Source organism: Spinactinospora alkalitolerans (assembly GCF_013408795.1).
Classification (GTDB): domain Bacteria; phylum Actinomycetota; class Actinomycetes; order Streptosporangiales; family Streptosporangiaceae; genus Spinactinospora; species Spinactinospora alkalitolerans.
The window spans coordinates 6,446,553-6,461,842 of sequence record NZ_JACCCC010000001.1 but is presented as its reverse complement, the minus strand read 5'-3'; the positions used below and the strand labels follow the sequence as shown (position 1 = coordinate 6,461,842).

Below are 15,290 nucleotides of genomic sequence, written 5' to 3'. Positions count from 1 at the left end.
GCAGACCACCCGTCCCCCGGCCGACCACCCGGCCGCACAGCACACCTCGGCCGCCGACCACCACCCCCACGCGACCAAGAGAACCTCAGTGCCAGGCCCCGCACGTCCTCTTCACCCAGGGTTATGAGACTGTGCGGTTCGGGCGGGCGCGGAGAATGCCGGCAAGCACGACGACGAGTGCGCCTGCGATCGGGACGACCATCAGGCCGATGCGGAGCTCGGAGGCGTCCGCGACGAACCCGACGAGGGGCGGGGAGAGCAGGAAGCCCAGGCGCATGAGCCAGGAGACGATGGTCAGCCCGGTTCCGGGGCGCAGTCCGGGAAGCTCGTCGGCCTCGTGCATGGCGGCGGGCACGAGCGTGGCGACACCCAGGCCGGCGGCCGCGAAGCCGAGAACCGTTCCCGGGATCGTCGGAAACGCCAGCGCCAGGCCCATGCCCACTGCGGCGATCAGGCCGCCCGCACGCGCAACGGCGCGTTGTCCGAACCGGTCCACAAGCCGGTCACCGATGAGGCGGCCGACGAACTGCGCGCCGACGAGAGCGATGTAGCCCGTCGCGGCCAGCGCGGCGGGTGCGTTCAAGGGTCCGGACAGGTAGAGCGCTGCCCAGGAGTTGCCGGCGTCCTCGACGATTGTTCCGGCGATCGCGATGAGGACCAGGGCGATGATCACGAACACGATCCGAGGGCTGAGCGTGGCGCGCAGCGATGTGCGCGGCGTCTCGGCATCGGGCGCTGCTTTGTCCTCCGTCACCTCGTCGCGGCCGGGAAGACAGGACCGCAGCGCGACGACCGAGACGGTCGAGAAGACCGCAGCGGAGACGCCCAGGTGCACCCCGATGGGTAGGTCCAGCGCGATCGCACCGGCGGCCATAGAGCCACCCAGGACAGCGCCGATGGACCACACCGCGTGGAAGGAGTTGATGATCGAGCGGCCGTAGCGTCGCTGGACGCGCAGGCCATGGGTGTTCTGAGCAACATCGGTGATCGCGTCCATGGCTCCGGCGAAGAACAGACCCGCCGTGAACGCGACGATGGAAGGCGCGAGACCCGCAGCGATGACACCGAGGCTCGTGAGGATCGTGCCCGCTACGGCCACCTTCGCCGATCCGAATCTGCGAATCAGCGTTGCCGCGGCCAGGCCGGCGAGAATCGCACCGGTCGGGAACGCGGCCACGGCCAGTCCGTAGACCGCGTTCTCGATGCCGATACCGGCCTTGATCTCCGGATACCTCGGGATGAGGTTGGCGAACAAGGCCCCGTTCGTCAGGAACAACACCGCGACCGCGGCCCGCGCCTGCTGGTCGGCCCGCGCAGGCCGGACCCGTACGTCGATGCCCATGCGTACGATCGTACACATCGAGTCGATTACGATGATGCCTATGACAGTGGCGGATTACTTCGAAGGTGATCCCCAAACGAGCCGGTCACGGCACGTGAAAGGCCGAGCGGACGCAGGGAGGCGTCAGCCTCGCGGGTCGGCGACCCGACCGCAGAACCCGGAGTGTCTAAGCTGACCATGACCTCGACGCGCAGCTCCGATCCGACGCGAGTCCATCGCCGCCGCCACGACCCCGACCGTCGGGAGCGGATCATCGGCGCCTGTCTCGACGTGATCGCCGAGCGTGGCGTCGCCGGCACTTCCCACCGGCATGTCGCCGCCGCAGCGGACGTCCCGCTCGGCTCGATGACCTACCACTTCACCGGCATGAACGAACTGCTGCACGAAGCATTTGCCCGGTTCTCCCAGTCGGTCATCGAGCAGTTCGATCAGCGGATGGCTGCCGCTGTCGACGTCGACGAAGCCAAGCAAGCCGTCGTCGCGATCATCACCAACGACGTGTTCAGCACCCAGCGAGACCTCGTGCTGACCCATGAGCTCTACACCCTCGCTGCCCGCGATCCGGCCTACCGCGACCTCACCAACGCTTGGATGCGCAGCAGCCGCACCGCTCTGGAGCGGCACTTCGATCCGACCACGGCGCGTCTTATCGACGCACTTATCGAGGGACTGACCATCCACCGCGCTCTGGACACCGCCCCCCAGGACCGTGCCGTCGTGCTCTCGGCCGTCGAACGGCTCATGCAGACGTCCCGTTAGTCGGGCCTGAAACAGCACATCGGACTCTACGAAAACCGGGGCGGCTCAGGATCACCGTCTACGGCTGGAGTGCTCATGACCGACTTGCGGCAAGCTCACGATGCCACTCACGCGATCGCCGCAGCGGCCCCGGGCCTCGACCCTGGCCCCATGGCCACCGTCGAGAGCAGCTCCCACCACGTTTACGTCGGGTCGGGCGTCGTCGTGAAGATCATCGATGCCGCTGGCCACTCGCGACTGAACCGGGAGATCGCACTCGCGCCCCACCGGCCTGACGGCCCCTCTTCTCGACAGCGGGCTCCGTCGGCTGGAAACGCTTCTTCGAAGCGACCACCGGCCTCTGCTTATTCAGACTGACATCACCGAATTATGAATAAACCTCCTGGGCCCGGTCAGGCATCGAGGTTTCTCCGGACAAGGCTTCTGATGGCCAGGACACCGGCGGCGGGGCCAAGGGCTAGCAACACAAAAGTCCAGCCCCACCCGTCTGACTCGCGTATGATCGGAGTTAACCAGACCGCGGGCACTGTGACGGTATAACCGAGTGCCATCTGCAGTGTGAGCATACTCCCGACGTAGCGCTGGTCAGCTACCTTCGTAACCAGAGCCGAAAACTGCGCCGAATCAGGAATAACCCAGAACCCCCAGATCAGACCTAAGATCACGACGAGCCACACCGGTCCTGCGGAGAACCACCCGATGACAAGCGCGCACGAGCCAGATATCAGCATCGAAATGATGGCGGTGCGGGCACTACCGATCCGCTCCGCCATACGGCCCCCGACCCAGCAACCGACGGCACCCACACCAATGACGAGGAAGGTCACTAAACTGACCCATGATCCTGTCTGAGTGTCGTCTCCGTGAAAGAGCACTGATCCGAAGAAGACCGCGAACCACGACCACATTGCGTACAGTTCCCACATGTGCCCGAAGTAGCCCAGGGAAGTCAGCAGGACCGGGCGAGCGGAAAAGGCACGCAGCGCTTCGCCGACGCGGAACCGGCTGCCCGGGAAGGGATACGGTCCGTCTGTCGCGAGGAGCAGAGCCGTCAGTCCACCCAGCGCACTGAGAACACTCGTGCCGATGACGACGAGCCGCCAGTCCAGGCCGCCGACCGTGGCAACCAGATGAGGCGATGCCGACCCGAGCGTCAAGGCCCCGATCATCACCGCGATCGCCGTGGCTCTGGAAACCGGAAACCAGGTGGATATGGCTTTCATCGCCGGAGGGTAGACGCCGGCCAGGCAGGCCCCCGTCAGCAGACGCACAGCGATGGCCTGGCCACCACTGTCCACGGCGAGTAGTCCGAGGTTGGCCACTGCCGCCAGAACCGCACCCGCGCACATCAGGTGCCGAGGGCCGAAGCGATCCGCGGCACTGGTGAACGCCGTCGCGATCGCGCCGAACACGAAGCCGAGCTGGACCCCGATCGTGAGCCAGGCGGATGATGAGGCCGACAGCTCGAACCTGGCGGTGAGTTGTGGGACCACCGCGCTCGCGGAGAACCATGTCGCCATGCCCAACAACATGGCAAGGGCTAACCAGGCCAATCCTCGGTAGGCACCGCTAGGCAGGCTCGTGGGGGTGCCCACCGAGGACGCACCTCCCGACGCCGGGACGTCCTGGCCGGTTGGCGCCGGCTTCTCCGACCGCTTCCTCCACATCAGCTCAATCCACGGCTGACGTGTAGGTGACAGCCTCGCCCTCGATACACGTCTCGCCATCGGCATTGACGACGCTCGTATCGAGCGTGCAGATCGGTTTGTCTTCCCGCACGTTCGTGACGGTGACGATCGCCTTCATTGTTTCACCGAAATATGTGGGACGCCTGAATTTCCACGATACTGACAGGAACACCGTCCCGGGCCCTGGGAGCTTCTCTGCGACGACAGCGTTGAGCAGCCCTGATGTCACCCCGCCCTGGGTAATCAGCCCGCCAAACCGTGATGCGTTCGCCGCGTCCTCGTCAACGTGCAGGGGGTTGCGATCCCCCGTCATCTCGCTGAACAACTCGACCTCATGCTGGCCCAGCTTTTTCGTGATGCTCGCCGAAGCACCGTTCTCAGGCATTCCGAAACGCGTTCCGGACCATCCGTTGGAAGTGCTCATCGTGTTCTTACCACAATCCCTATCATCCCGTTGCAGGAAAACTAACGAAAAATCAGCTCGACACAGTCCTCAGATCCGTGTTGGCCCCCGTCCCGCACTCATCGCGTGTTCTCCAGAAGAACGGCGGCTCCTTGTCCCCCGCCTCCGCACAGGCTGGCCACGCCGTAACGTTCCCCGCGGCGGACGAGCTCCCGTGCAAGCGTCAACGCCAGCCGGAAGCCTGTGCCACCAAGGGGGTGCCCCAGCGCGATGGCCCCCCCGTTCACGTTGACGATGTCCAGGGGAAGGGAGAGCTCGCGCCGGCTGGCTTCGACGACCCCCGCGAAAGCCTCATTGATCTCGACTATCCCCACCTCGGCCAGCCGCAGTCCCGTTCGGGCCAGGACCTTCTCGATCGCGCGCGCGGGCTGCAGGTGCAGCCGGGCGTCCGGCCCGGCGACCTCGGCACAGGCTACGACCCGCGCCAGCGGCCGCACACCCGCGCGCTCTGCCACCCCCATCGAGGTGACGGCTCCGATCGCGGCCCCATCGGTCATCTGAGAGGCGTTGCCCGCGGTGATCGTGCCGGGATCGGAGAAGGCGGGACGCAGGCCACCCAGGCCGGCAAGACTGGCGTCGTCCCGGATTCCCTCATCGTTGAGGACCGTCTGCTCCCCCGATCCGATCGGCAGGATCTCGTCTGCGAGCCGCTTGTCGTCGCGGGCCTGTGCCGCGCGCTGGTGAGACCGCAGAGCGATCCGGTCCTGCACCTCACGGTCGATACCCAGATCCGCGTTGGCACGATCGGACAGGCTGCCCATCGACTCGTCCTGCAGAGCACACCACAGCCCGTCAGTCGACAACGTGTCGACCATCTCCAACGACCGCATCGATGCGCCGGCGCGCACGTACCCCGCGTGCATCGCACCGCTCATCGAGTCAACCCCGCCCACGACGTAGGAGCGTCCCTCGTCGCACCGGATCCGTCGTGAGGCGTCGGCGATCGCGGCCATGCCGCCCAGGCACACGTTGTTGAGCGTCAACGCCGGCACTCTCGTGTCGACACCCCCGCTCACGGCCACCTGGCGGGCCGGGTTCTGCCCGTGTCCGCCCTGGAGGACCTGCGCGAGTAACACGCCGTCGCAGGTGCGCAGCATTTCGTGCCGACTCACCAAGCCTTCGACAACGTGTGCGCCCAGCTGGCGGGCGCTCATTCCACGAAGGCTCTTCATGTACCTGCCGAACGGTGTGCGAAACCCATCCAGCAGAACGGGAACGTTGGACGCGGTAGAAGTCATGGTCATCTGTCCGTTCCTCTGTCGACACTGAAAAACAACGGCAGCGTCACTCCGTCGCTGTGCTCCCACCGCACCCGCAGCTGTGCGTCCACCGGGGTGTCCTCGTCCGCCTCGTCCACGACCCTGGAGAGCATCCGGAAGCCCTCCTCCAGGTCGACCAGCGCGAGCGTGTACGGCACCAGCGGCGCGAACGCGGGATGACCGGGACGGTGGACGACGGCTGTCGAGGCGAGAACACCACGTCCGCTGCTTTCGCACCACCGCAGTGAGGTAGCCCAGCACTCACAGCAGTGCGCCCGGGGCGGGAACACCGCCGACCGGCAACTCGTACATTGCTGGTACACCAGTCGATGCTCACGCGCGCTGTCCCAGAAGTACTGGCTCACCGGCGTCACCGTTGGTGCAGGGAAGGGGACCCGCGATGGCGACGGTCCTTCGAAGCGATGGGAGGGCGTCATCGGTGGTACTCCTCGTCAGTCGGCTCGTCGTAGCACAAGGGCGGTGGCCTCGCTCAGAGTCGCACCATTGCCGGTCACGAGCGCGCTGCCGACCCCACGCACCTGCCGGGCTTCTGCCTCGTGTCGCAGTTGCAGCACGGCCTCCGTTATGTGCGACATCCCGCCGGCCAGGTCGGCCTGCCCGAAGGACAGTTGCCCCCCATGGGTGTTGAGGGGCGTGTCTCCACGCCAGGTGAAATCGCGTTCAGCCATCCATGGTCCGCTCTCGCCGGGCCGACACAGACCGGCGTCCTCCATGGTGATCGCCAGCACGATGCTGTAGCAGTCATAGAACTGCAGCAGGTCGATGTCCCCCGGCCCCATTCCGCTCTGCGCGTATGCGTGCTCGATAGCGGGCTTCAGAGGTCCGGATGTCAACGAAGGCGCGGACGATATCGCGCGGTGTGTAACCTTCTCTCCCGCCCCGGCGATGCTCACCACCGGGTGGGGGAAAGAGCGAGCCCGTTCCTCCGATGTCACGATGAAGGCAGCCGCGCCCGCACACGGCATCACCACCTCCAGCAGCCTGAGCGGCTCTATGACCATCGGGGAACGCAACACGTCATCGACAGTCAACGGAACACCGCAAAACACGGCCTTCGGATTCTGTTGAGCGTTCTCACGCTGGGCGACGACCGGAATCGCCAACTGTTCGCTGGTCGTTCCGTACTCCGCCATATGCCTGCTCGCCAGAAAGGCATAGGACGTGTTCGCCCCGGACGCCCCGAACGGGACGTCGAACTCCCGGATCGGGTTCCGGTTCGGGGAGCGCCGCGCAACGCCCCTATCATTGACGTTTCCCAGAACGCACAGGACGGTTTCGCACATCCCGGACGCGATCGCGGCGGTCGCACGCCAGGCCATCCCCACCGCCGAGGCTCCACCGAGGTCGACGACGTTGGCCATCCTCGGGCGCAGGCCGAGATACTCGGCCACGGTCGCCGGCACATGCTGCGGTGTTTCCCCGACCTGCGGCCCGACGAGCAGCCCATCGATCGCGTCGGGAGTGATCCCGGCGTCGTGCGCGGCGAGGATGCTCGCCTCGGCGATCATGCTCAGGGTTGTCGACCCGCTCGAGTAGCGCTGGGGGGCGAGTTCTCCGATTCCGACAATGGCGCCGCCGGTCACAGCCCCACCTCGGAGGACGCGAGCTCATCGGGACAGTAGTGCTCGAGAGCGGCCGGGTCGGTCAACGACTCCCGGTTCCTGACCTCGCGGCCGAGGATGGTTTGCAGCACCGCTCCCTCGACCTTCTTTCCCGACAGGTTGTACGGCACCTGGGGGACTCGGAAGATGCGCTTCGGGACGTGTCTGGGGGACGCTTCACTGCGCAACCGGCTCCGAATCGTCTCCGGAGCGACGTCAGCGCCGTTGTCGGTCACCAGGAACAGCCAGATTTCCATGTCATCCTCGACCGGATATCCGACCACCACCGAGTCACTCACTCCGGGAATCGATTCGACCACCCGGTAGATCTCACTGGTGCCGATACGTATGCCTCCCGGCTTGAGGGTTGTGTCCGTCCTTCCCGAGATCACAACGCCTCCCGAAGCGCGGAACTCAGCAAGGTCCCCGTGGAACCACACCTCGTCCTTATCGCCGAAGTACGCCTTCAGGTACCGCTGCCGACCGCCCTCCCCCCAAAAAGTCAATGGCATGGACGGGAACGGTTCCGTGCAGACCAGGTCTCCGGCTCTTCCGACAACCGGGATCTGCCGCTCGTCAAGAGCGGCCACGCTCATTCCCAGCGCGGGTGACTGGATCTCGCCGCGGCGCACCGGCAGCAGCGGATTGCCGAGCACGAAACACCCGAGGATCTCGGCGCCACCGGAGATCGATGCGAGCACCAGTTCCGATTTCACGTGGCCGTACACCCAGTCGAACTGCTCCTCAGTGAGGGGAGCCCCGGCCGAGAAGATGAACCGGAGCGCCCGAAGTTCCACGGCGTCACACGGTCGCACACCGTCCTTTCGCATCACCGAAAGATATTTCGGGCTGGTACCGAAATGAGTTACGCCCAGCTCGTCGAGTAGCTCCCAGAGAACCCGCGGGTTGTCAGAGGGAATCGCGGCGCCGTCGTAAAGGACAACGCTCGCTCCACACCCAAGTGCGGCGATCGACCAGTGGTACATCATCCATGCGGTGTTCGTGTAGTAGAGCATCCGGTCACCGGGATGGACGTTCCCGTGGAGCAGGTGCTCCTTGAAGAGGTTGACCAGCACGCCACCGGTACGGTGCACGACCGACTTCGGCAACCCTGTCGTGCCCGAGGTATAGACGATGTAGGCCGGATGGTCGAAGCCCACTCGGACGAACTCGGGCTCAGCCCCCGGATCACCACTGGGATCAACGTCGCTGTGCACTCGTGCGGTGCCCGCCCGCGTGGCCGGGGCGCCTCCGCCGATGACCATGATGTGTTCCAGCCCCGGCAGACCGGCGGCGACCTCGAGACCCTTGGTCACCAGAGAATGGCGTTTTCCGTTGTACACATAGCTCTCGGCGACGATGAGCACCGCTGGGCTTACCTGTCCGAAACGGTCGAGCACACCGCGGACTCCGAACTCCGGCGCGCACGATGTCCACACCGCACCGAGGGACAACGCCCCCAGGGTGTAGGCGAGCGCGTCGACCGTGTTCGGAAGTATTCCGGCAACCCGGTCACCACGCTGAACGCCGAGGCTGGTCAGCAAACGCTGGGCCTTCCCCACCATGGCGCGCAACTCGCCGCGCGTGACCTCACGGACCCGTTTCGTCTCGTCGGCTTCGACGACAGCAGGATCGTCGGAACTTCCGCGGAGCAGATTCTCGGCGATGTTCACCGAGGCATCGGGGAAGAAACGCGATTCTGTCATCGGCCTGTCCGCGTTGCGGACGAACGTTCGCCGGCCCCGGTCTCCGATCACGTCCGCGTAGCGCCACATGGCGGACCAGAACTCGGCTGGTTCGGCGATAGACCACCGGTGCAGGGCATCGTACGACGCGTCCGCGAATCCTGTCTCCTTCATGAATTCGCTGAGGCGGGTGTGCCGCACGCGTTCCGGGTCCGGGGCCCACATTACGGACTCGCTTGACATCGACATCCCTTCCAGAACGGAGAACGGTCAGACAATGTAGCTGGCGACGAGCAGCGTCGAGGCGAAGGAAATTCCGGAGACCACGAAGACAATGGACGTGTAGCCCAGGATGTCTCGGATCCTCAGCCCGGCGATAGCCAACAGCGGCAGCGCCCAGAACGGCTGGATCATGTTAGTCCACTGGTCCCCGTACGCGACCGCCATCACGGCTATCGACGGGTCGACCCCCAGCTCTTGGGCGGTTTCGAGAAGGACCGGTCCCTGGACCGCGAACTGACCACCCCCGGACGGAACGGCAATGTTGACCAGCCCAGCGGACAGCAAAGCGATAACACCGAAACTGTGTGGTCCCGAGATGTCCACGAAGCGATCCGTCACCCAGGCCATCAGGCCCGTGGATGCCATAATTCCCAAGATTCCAGCGTAGAGCGGGTACTGAAAGGCGACCTCGCCAACGTTGCGCGCGGAGTTACGGATCAGCGCGATCAGCTCGTTGCTGTTCCGCACCAGCAACAGGATCGCGCACATGAACGTCCAGTTGACGATGTCGAGGGTCAGCGCGCCACCGTCAACGAAGTGCACAACAATGTAGACCGCGAGCGGGAACCCGACGACGAACGTGGGGACGCGGCTGTTATCGACTCGTTCCGCCGGCGTGGACACCTCGCCACGGGTGTAGATCTCGTCCGATTCCTCGGTAACGACCTCGATGATTCGCCCGCCAGTCCGCGGACGAAGCAGATAGATCGTGGTCGCCACCAGAACGACGGCCACGACGACGCCGACCATGTTCCACACGCTGAACGTGGTCTGAGACATCGGGACGACTGACCCGGTCATGTCGGCGGCGAAGGAGTCTTCGGTTGCCGCGGTGAGCGATGCGGAGCCCGAGTACCCCATGTGCCAGACCACCCAGCCGGAGTAGCCCGCCGCCACCAGCAACGGGAAATGCAGACGCAACCCCCGTCCCCTGCCTTGCCGCGCGACCTCCTTGGCGAGGAGCGCGCCGACGACAAGCCCGAGCCCCCAGGAGATGAGCGAGGCAATCGAGGTGAGGACGACGACGAACACATACGCTTGCCCGGTCGACCTCGGCAGTCCGCTAAGACGCACCAGTATCCGGCGCGCAGGGCGGGTATGCGCCAGCATGTGCCCCAGCAGCAGGATCAGCACCATCTGCATGGTGAACTCGAGGAGACCCGCGAACCCCTCGCCCCAGCCGACCAGCACACCCTTGGGTCCGGCATCGGTCACCAGCAGCGCCGCGACGGCAACGATCGCCGTCAGAACCACCGCGAAGACGAAAGCGCTGGGGATGAACCGTTCGACGACGACGTTCAGCGGCCGCATCACCGCGTCCACCCGTGAAAAGGAATCACCGGCCGCCGGAACGGTCTCTTGTGATCTCCCTTCGCCCCGCTCTTCACTCGCCACAGGTCTCCTCCCGGTAGTGCCGCGCCGCACCGCTTGGCAGCGACCGCGCTACTTCTGTACCGATCGGTCGGTACACTACCGATAGGACACCGAAGCGTAAAGGGTGGGCGAAAATGGAGGTGCGACAGTCACGATCTGGAGGAAGGCATGAACGCGCGAGAGCCCCGGCGCCGCAGACCGCAAGGCCGGCAGGAACTGTTCCAGAAGGCGGCCGAGCTCTTCGCCACCAACGGCTACCACGGCACCGCCATGAGCGACCTGGAGCACGCCACGGGCCTGGGACGGGGAAGCATCTACCACTACGTCACCAGTAAGGACGACCTGCTCTACGAGATCACCACGCAGTACCTCGTGCGGCTCATCACGGCCGGGGAAGACCTCCTGGCCCAGGAACTCCCGGTCGAGGAGCGACTACGCCGGTTCTCTCGCAAGGTCGTGCGTGTCATCGTCAACCATCAGCCCGAAATGACCGTGTGCTTCCGTGACATGCATGAGGTGCCCGAGCCGATGCGGGCCGAGGTGCTGAGTCTGCACCAGCGCTACGAACACATCTGGGCACAGATCCTTAAGCGGGGACAGGACGCCGGTCTCTTCCGGACCGCGGACACCGTCACCGTCAAGGCAGTCCTGGGCCTGCATCATTACGCGTACCTGTGGATACAGTCCGACGGACGGTTGTCCCCCGAGGAGATCGCCGACGTCTTCGTCGACTTCACCCTGTCCGGTATCACACGCACCGATCGACGGTAGGGCGGACCGTGGCGCCTTGCCGGTAGGTTTCCACGGCCCCGCTGCCGATGGACGGAACGGCCGCCGCCTCCTCCGCGGCTCCGCCGGCCGAGGCCCGCCATGGCCCGCACGGTGAAGATGCCCGGAGAACTCCAGCGGGTGCGGCAACGGAGCCTGCAGCAGGGGTGGGCCGACGTGGCGCGGGGCCGGACGGAACGCGTCGGCGGGCGGCGTCGTCCAATTCGCTCGGGGACCGATGGGTCCGTCACAGCGACACGAGTCGAGGGATGTTCATGAGCCAGGCCGCGCGGACGCGCGATGGGGGACGGACCCTCGAGGGGAGGGAACGGCGGCGTCCCGGTCGGCGTGGCCGTCGCCGGGGGACGGCCGTCGCCGTACTGGCCGTGCTGCCGTGGGTGGTCTTGGCGCTGGTGCGTTGGCTCGGTCTGGACCGCGCCCTGCCGTTTCCGCTGGTGCCCGTGCTGGCGTTCACGCCTTACCTCGCCGCCGCCGCGCCGCTGCCCGTTCTGCTCGCCCTCCTGCTGCGGCGGTGGCGCACCGCTGTCCTCGGAACGCTGGCGGCCGTGCTCCTCGCCGCGCTCGTGCTGCCGCGCGCCGTCCCCGCAGGGCCGCCCGACCCGGCGCCCACCGGGCCGCCGCTGCGGGTGCTCACCGTGAACCTCCACTTCGGCCACGCCGACCCGGTCGAAGTAGTGCGCCTGGTCGAGGCCGAAAGGGTGGATCTGCTCGCCCTGCAGGAGGTCACCCCGGAGGCCGCGGAAGGGCTGGAGCACGCCGGGCTGGGCGAGGTGCTGCCGCATGCGGTCACACACGCCGCGCCGGCGGCGGCCGGCGGCGCCGTCCACTCCCGCTACCCGCTCACCGACCTCGGGGATCCCGGTCGCGACATCGAATCGCTGTACATGCCCCAGGCGCGGGTCGACGTCCCGGACGCCGCGCCGGTGGAGATCACCTCCGTGCATCCGATGTCGCCGAGGAGGCCGGGGTCGATGCCCCAATGGACGGCCGGGCTGCGCGCGCTGCCCGAGACGGAGCCTGGTGGGGCCGTCCGCATACTGGCCGGCGACTTCAACGCCACCCTCGACCACGCCGAGTTGCGCGCCGTGCTCGACGGCGGCTACGTCGACGCGGCCTCGGCGACGGGCCGCGGTTTCGAGCACACCTGGCCGGTCCGGCATCCCCTGCCCATGGTGGCCATCGACCACGTGCTCGTCGACCCCAGGGTCGGCGTCGAGTCCGCCGCCGTGCGCGAGGTCCCCGATATCAAGCACCGCGCGGTGCTGACCGAGCTCGTCCTCCCGGAGGGGTGAGGGGCATCGGGATCCCCGGGCGGCACCGGTGGAGCGCGCGCTTTCGCGCTCCCCTTGCTGCGCGGTACTTGGCACCCTCGCCTCTCCAGCGGGGCGCTTCACGATTCCCCGATGCGGCCTCGCGAAGCCGGGCACCGCCCGGTCGGCCCCCGAAGGGACCTCGGCCGCCGACCGGTGCGGAAGGAGCGCCACGTCTGTTTCCATCTCTGGCCATCGCCAGGTCGTGCATCGATCCGGGAGACGAGCCTGGGGTCCACAGCGGTGTGCCGCCCGGGGCGGCCACGACCTGCACGGCGTGCTTTTTTGTGCTTGCCGGAGTAGAAGGACCGGTCGGCACCCGCCCGGTCGATCGCGATTAGGGTGCCGTCCAGCACCACATATCCCCAGCCTGCGCGCTGAGCCCGGCGCAGGGCGTCCGGCCCGAGGCCGCCGCACGGCGGCGCGACCGGCTCGTCCTCACCCTCGCCCGCACCACAGGCCTGGGCCCCGACCCGCTCCTGGCCCTGACCGTCGAGGCCGCTCGACAGGTCGACACGTCGACACCGCATGTCGACTCCGCGCCCCAACCGCTCCTGGTGCCCGCCTCCACGCAACCGCCGGACTGCCCGGTGTGCGCGTTCGTCCAGTGGCGCGAACTCCTCGACGTCGCCGACGAGCCCGATGCGCACCCGTCCGCCTGCTCGCCCTTCTCAGGGGCACCCGGCACAGCGACGAGCAGGAGGAGTCCCCGACCGAGGGCGGCCCGGCGCCGTCCGCCGCAGACGTATCGGTGCAGGGGAAGGACACGGGACCGCTGAAGGGCGGTACAACGGTGCCCGTCCGTGCTCTGACGGACACGACTGCCCCGTCCGCACGGACGAATGACGGACAAACAAGCAAGAGCCCGGCTCTCACTCGTGAGAACCAGGCTCTGAGCTGGGGAAATGTGTGGACGTACCAGGACTTGAACCTGGGGCCTCATTCTTGTCAGGATGAACGGCCGACTCGCTCCCCCGGCGAAGAAGTTCGCGAATCCGCATGTTTTCCCTGGTCATCGCGCCATAAGCTGTCCGCCTGCTACCGCCCGGCTGGGGTGCGTGTCGGATGCTGCCACGGACAGATCACGGACAGGCCGCGGCTTCCCGCCCAGGCGCCGTTCCACCGCCCGACCATCCCTTTTCCCTTGCCGGACAGGATCACACTCCGTTACCTCTCCGCTGAGACTCCGGTCCCGTCACGAGTCACCGCTTTCCGCCCTTCCCCGCCCGTAGGAGCTCGTCCGGGGAGTCGCCGACGCCGCGAGGCACCGCCGATCTCCGTCGGTGCCTCAGGGACGGCCACGCACAGGAGCGAGGGGGCGTGACGGCGTGGGGTTCAGCAAGAAGCGCATGGGCAAGCACGGCGCGGTCAGGCTCACGGCCTGCTACACCGACATCAAGGGGCGCGAACGGTCGGCCGGCACCTTCGCCACCGAGAGAGAGGCCGACAAGGCGTGGCAGCGCGCCGAGGCCAAGACCGCCGAAGGACGCATCACCAGCCTCAGCCACGGCCGGCGGCGCTTCGCCGAATACGTCGTCGACACATGGCTGCCCAACCACGTCCTGGAGACCAACACGAGGCAGAACGTCACCTACCTCATCCACAGGCACATCCTTCCGGAGTTCGGGAGGATGCGCATGAACGAGATCCAGCCCAGCCACGTGCAGGAGTGGGTCCGCACCTGCCAGAAGAAGAGGCTCGCCGCCTCCAGCATCCAGCGGATGACGACGGTGCTCAGCGCGATCTTCTCCGCCGCCCTGTACAACCAGATCGTCTTCTTCCATCCGTGCAAGGGTGTGGTCCTGCCCACCGTCGGCAAGAGGCCACTGACGATCATCACACCGGAGCAGTTCGACGCGTTCTACCGGGAGATCGAGGGCGAGCGCTTCAGGTTGCTGGTCGAGGTGGAGATCGAGACGGGGCTGAGGTGGGGCGAACTCACCGAACTGCGCCCCAAGGACCTCCACCGGCCGACCTGCATGCTCACCGTCAGCCGAGCCGTGGTGAAGGTGCAGCCGCAATACCACCCGGACGGGCGGCGCTTCCCGGTCAAGGACTATCCCGAGGACGGCGAGTTCCGGCGACTGAAGCTCCAGCGCCCTCTGGTCACCAGGATCGCCGCGTTCGTCCTCGCCAACGGCATCGAAGACGACGACCTGCTCTTCCAGATGCCCCCCACCCGGCGACGCCCCGATCCCCGGCCTGCCGGAGGGAGACCTCGGCCGCACCGAGCCGAACGAGCGGGGCAGGCGGTACGCACACGGCACCACCACCGCCTACACCAGTGGCAAATGCCGCTGCGAACACTGCCGCACCGCATTTGCCCACTACCGGGCCACCCGGCGGGCGCTGAGCAAGGACCGCCCTCGCCGCCGACGCCGGGTCGAGACCGACGGGCACATCCCCGGCGACTGGTTCCGAGCCAACATCTGGAACCCCGCACGCGAGGCCGCCGGAATCCCCAGGGAGATCACCCCGAGATCCCTGCGCCACGCTCACGCGTCATGGCTGCTGGCCGGCGGCGCCGACCTCCAGATCGTCAAGGAGCGCCTCGGCCACGCCTCCATCAACACCACCCAGCGCTACCTGCACACCCTTCCCGACACCGACGACCTGGCGCTCCAGGCGCTGAGCAGCATCCGCAACCGGGCGAAGACCGGCGCGGTGCGCACCGCTCAGTAACAGGAGTGCCGCCATCCCGAACAGCCCTACTGACT

Annotated in this window: 13 protein-coding genes and 1 pseudogene; 5 read left to right on the top strand and 9 right to left on the bottom strand. The window is 66.8% G+C overall.

What is annotated here, in order from left to right; genetic code table 11:
* Positions 1-121: 121 nt before the first annotated feature.
* Positions 122-1,342, bottom strand: coding sequence for an MFS transporter (locus tag HDA32_RS29000; protein ID WP_179646173.1), 1,221 nt, complete (start codon positions 1,340-1,342; stop codon positions 122-124).
* A 177-nt stretch (positions 1,343-1,519) separates the two neighbouring features.
* On the opposite strand from HDA32_RS29000, the gene HDA32_RS28995 reads away from it, so the two are divergent.
* Positions 1,520-2,101 carry a TetR/AcrR family transcriptional regulator gene (locus HDA32_RS28995; protein ID WP_179646172.1) on the top strand — a complete coding sequence of 194 codons (582 nt, stop codon included), beginning with the start codon at positions 1,520-1,522 and terminating at the stop codon, positions 2,099-2,101.
* Positions 2,102-2,493: 392 nt separating this feature from the next.
* Here HDA32_RS28995 and HDA32_RS28990 read toward each other — a convergent pair whose 3' ends face one another.
* The 7 genes from HDA32_RS28990 to HDA32_RS28960 all read right to left on the bottom strand — a co-directional run bounded on the left by HDA32_RS28990 (position 2,494) and on the right by HDA32_RS28960 (position 10,495).
* The gene (locus HDA32_RS28990) at positions 2,494-3,633 is read right to left on the bottom strand and encodes an MFS transporter (protein WP_281370557.1); all 1,140 of its coding nucleotides are present in this window, start codon (positions 3,631-3,633) and stop codon (positions 2,494-2,496) included.
* A gap of 139 nt (positions 3,634-3,772) precedes the next feature.
* Positions 3,773-4,213, bottom strand: a complete 441-nt coding sequence (locus HDA32_RS28985) for a MaoC family dehydratase (protein ID WP_179646170.1) — start codon at positions 4,211-4,213, stop codon at positions 3,773-3,775.
* A gap of 98 nt (positions 4,214-4,311) precedes the next feature.
* A complete protein-coding gene (locus HDA32_RS28980) occupies positions 4,312-5,496 on the bottom strand; it encodes an acetyl-CoA C-acyltransferase (RefSeq protein WP_218882641.1) in 1,185 nt (394 codons plus the stop codon).
* Positions 5,493-5,948: a Zn-ribbon domain-containing OB-fold protein gene (locus tag HDA32_RS28975; RefSeq protein WP_246334532.1), complete on the bottom strand. Its 456-nt coding sequence runs from the start codon at positions 5,946-5,948 to the stop codon at positions 5,493-5,495. The genes HDA32_RS28980 and HDA32_RS28975 overlap by 4 nt, the downstream gene beginning before the upstream one ends.
* 15 nt (positions 5,949-5,963) lie before the next feature.
* A complete protein-coding gene (locus HDA32_RS28970) occupies positions 5,964-7,115 on the bottom strand; it encodes a thiolase family protein (protein WP_179646168.1) in 1,152 nt (383 codons plus the stop codon).
* A complete protein-coding gene (locus HDA32_RS28965) occupies positions 7,112-9,061 on the bottom strand; it encodes an acetoacetate--CoA ligase (RefSeq protein ID WP_218882640.1) in 1,950 nt (649 codons plus the stop codon). The genes HDA32_RS28970 and HDA32_RS28965 overlap by 4 nt, the downstream gene beginning before the upstream one ends.
* Before the next feature lie 27 nt (positions 9,062-9,088).
* Entirely contained in the window at positions 9,089-10,495 is a 1,407-nt protein-coding gene (locus HDA32_RS28960; protein WP_218882639.1) for a short-chain fatty acid transporter, read from the bottom strand.
* Between the two features lie 147 nt (positions 10,496-10,642).
* On the opposite strand from HDA32_RS28960, the gene HDA32_RS28955 reads away from it, so the two are divergent.
* The 3 genes and pseudogenes from HDA32_RS28955 to HDA32_RS32200 all read left to right on the top strand — a co-directional run.
* Complete coding sequence (locus HDA32_RS28955; RefSeq protein ID WP_179646166.1) at positions 10,643-11,245, top strand: TetR/AcrR family transcriptional regulator; 603 nt, start codon at positions 10,643-10,645, stop codon at positions 11,243-11,245.
* 383 nt (positions 11,246-11,628) lie between these two features.
* On the top strand, positions 11,629-12,555 hold the full coding sequence (locus HDA32_RS28950; protein ID WP_312863371.1) for an endonuclease/exonuclease/phosphatase family protein: 927 nt from the start codon (positions 11,629-11,631) through the stop codon (positions 12,553-12,555).
* Between the two features lie 1,367 nt (positions 12,556-13,922).
* Positions 13,923-14,189, top strand: a pseudogene (locus HDA32_RS32200) (tyrosine-type recombinase/integrase); the annotation flags it as partial.
* On the opposite strand, the gene HDA32_RS30370 reads toward HDA32_RS32200, so the two are convergent.
* The gene (locus tag HDA32_RS30370) at positions 14,165-14,365 is read right to left on the bottom strand and encodes a hypothetical protein (protein WP_218883487.1); all 201 of its coding nucleotides are present in this window, start codon (positions 14,363-14,365) and stop codon (positions 14,165-14,167) included. The pseudogene HDA32_RS32200 and the gene HDA32_RS30370 sit on opposite strands and share 25 nt — an antisense overlap.
* A 401-nt stretch (positions 14,366-14,766) precedes the next feature.
* Between HDA32_RS30370 and HDA32_RS32195 the strand changes: the two genes are divergently transcribed.
* Positions 14,767-15,255 carry a tyrosine-type recombinase/integrase gene (locus HDA32_RS32195; protein ID WP_376767030.1) on the top strand — a complete coding sequence of 163 codons (489 nt, stop codon included), beginning with the start codon at positions 14,767-14,769 and terminating at the stop codon, positions 15,253-15,255.
* Positions 15,256-15,290 lie beyond the last annotated feature (35 nt).

Coding starts and splice junctions, on each gene's coding strand:
- HDA32_RS29000 (WP_179646173.1), bottom strand. CDS start 1,342: ATGGGCATCGACGTACGGGTCCGGCCTGCGCGGGCCGACCAGCAGGCG.
- HDA32_RS28995 (WP_179646172.1), top strand. CDS start 1,520: ATGACCTCGACGCGCAGCTCCGATCCGACGCGAGTCCATCGCCGCCGC.
- HDA32_RS28990 (WP_281370557.1), bottom strand. CDS start 3,633: ATGTTGTTGGGCATGGCGACATGGTTCTCCGCGAGCGCGGTGGTCCCA.
- HDA32_RS28985 (WP_179646170.1), bottom strand. CDS start 4,213: ATGAGCACTTCCAACGGATGGTCCGGAACGCGTTTCGGAATGCCTGAG.
- HDA32_RS28980 (WP_218882641.1), bottom strand. CDS start 5,496: ATGACCATGACTTCTACCGCGTCCAACGTTCCCGTTCTGCTGGATGGG.
- HDA32_RS28975 (WP_246334532.1), bottom strand. CDS start 5,948: ATGACGCCCTCCCATCGCTTCGAAGGACCGTCGCCATCGCGGGTCCCC.
- HDA32_RS28965 (WP_218882640.1), bottom strand. CDS start 9,061: ATGTCAAGCGAGTCCGTAATGTGGGCCCCGGACCCGGAACGCGTGCGG.
- HDA32_RS28955 (WP_179646166.1), top strand. CDS start 10,643: ATGAACGCGCGAGAGCCCCGGCGCCGCAGACCGCAAGGCCGGCAGGAA.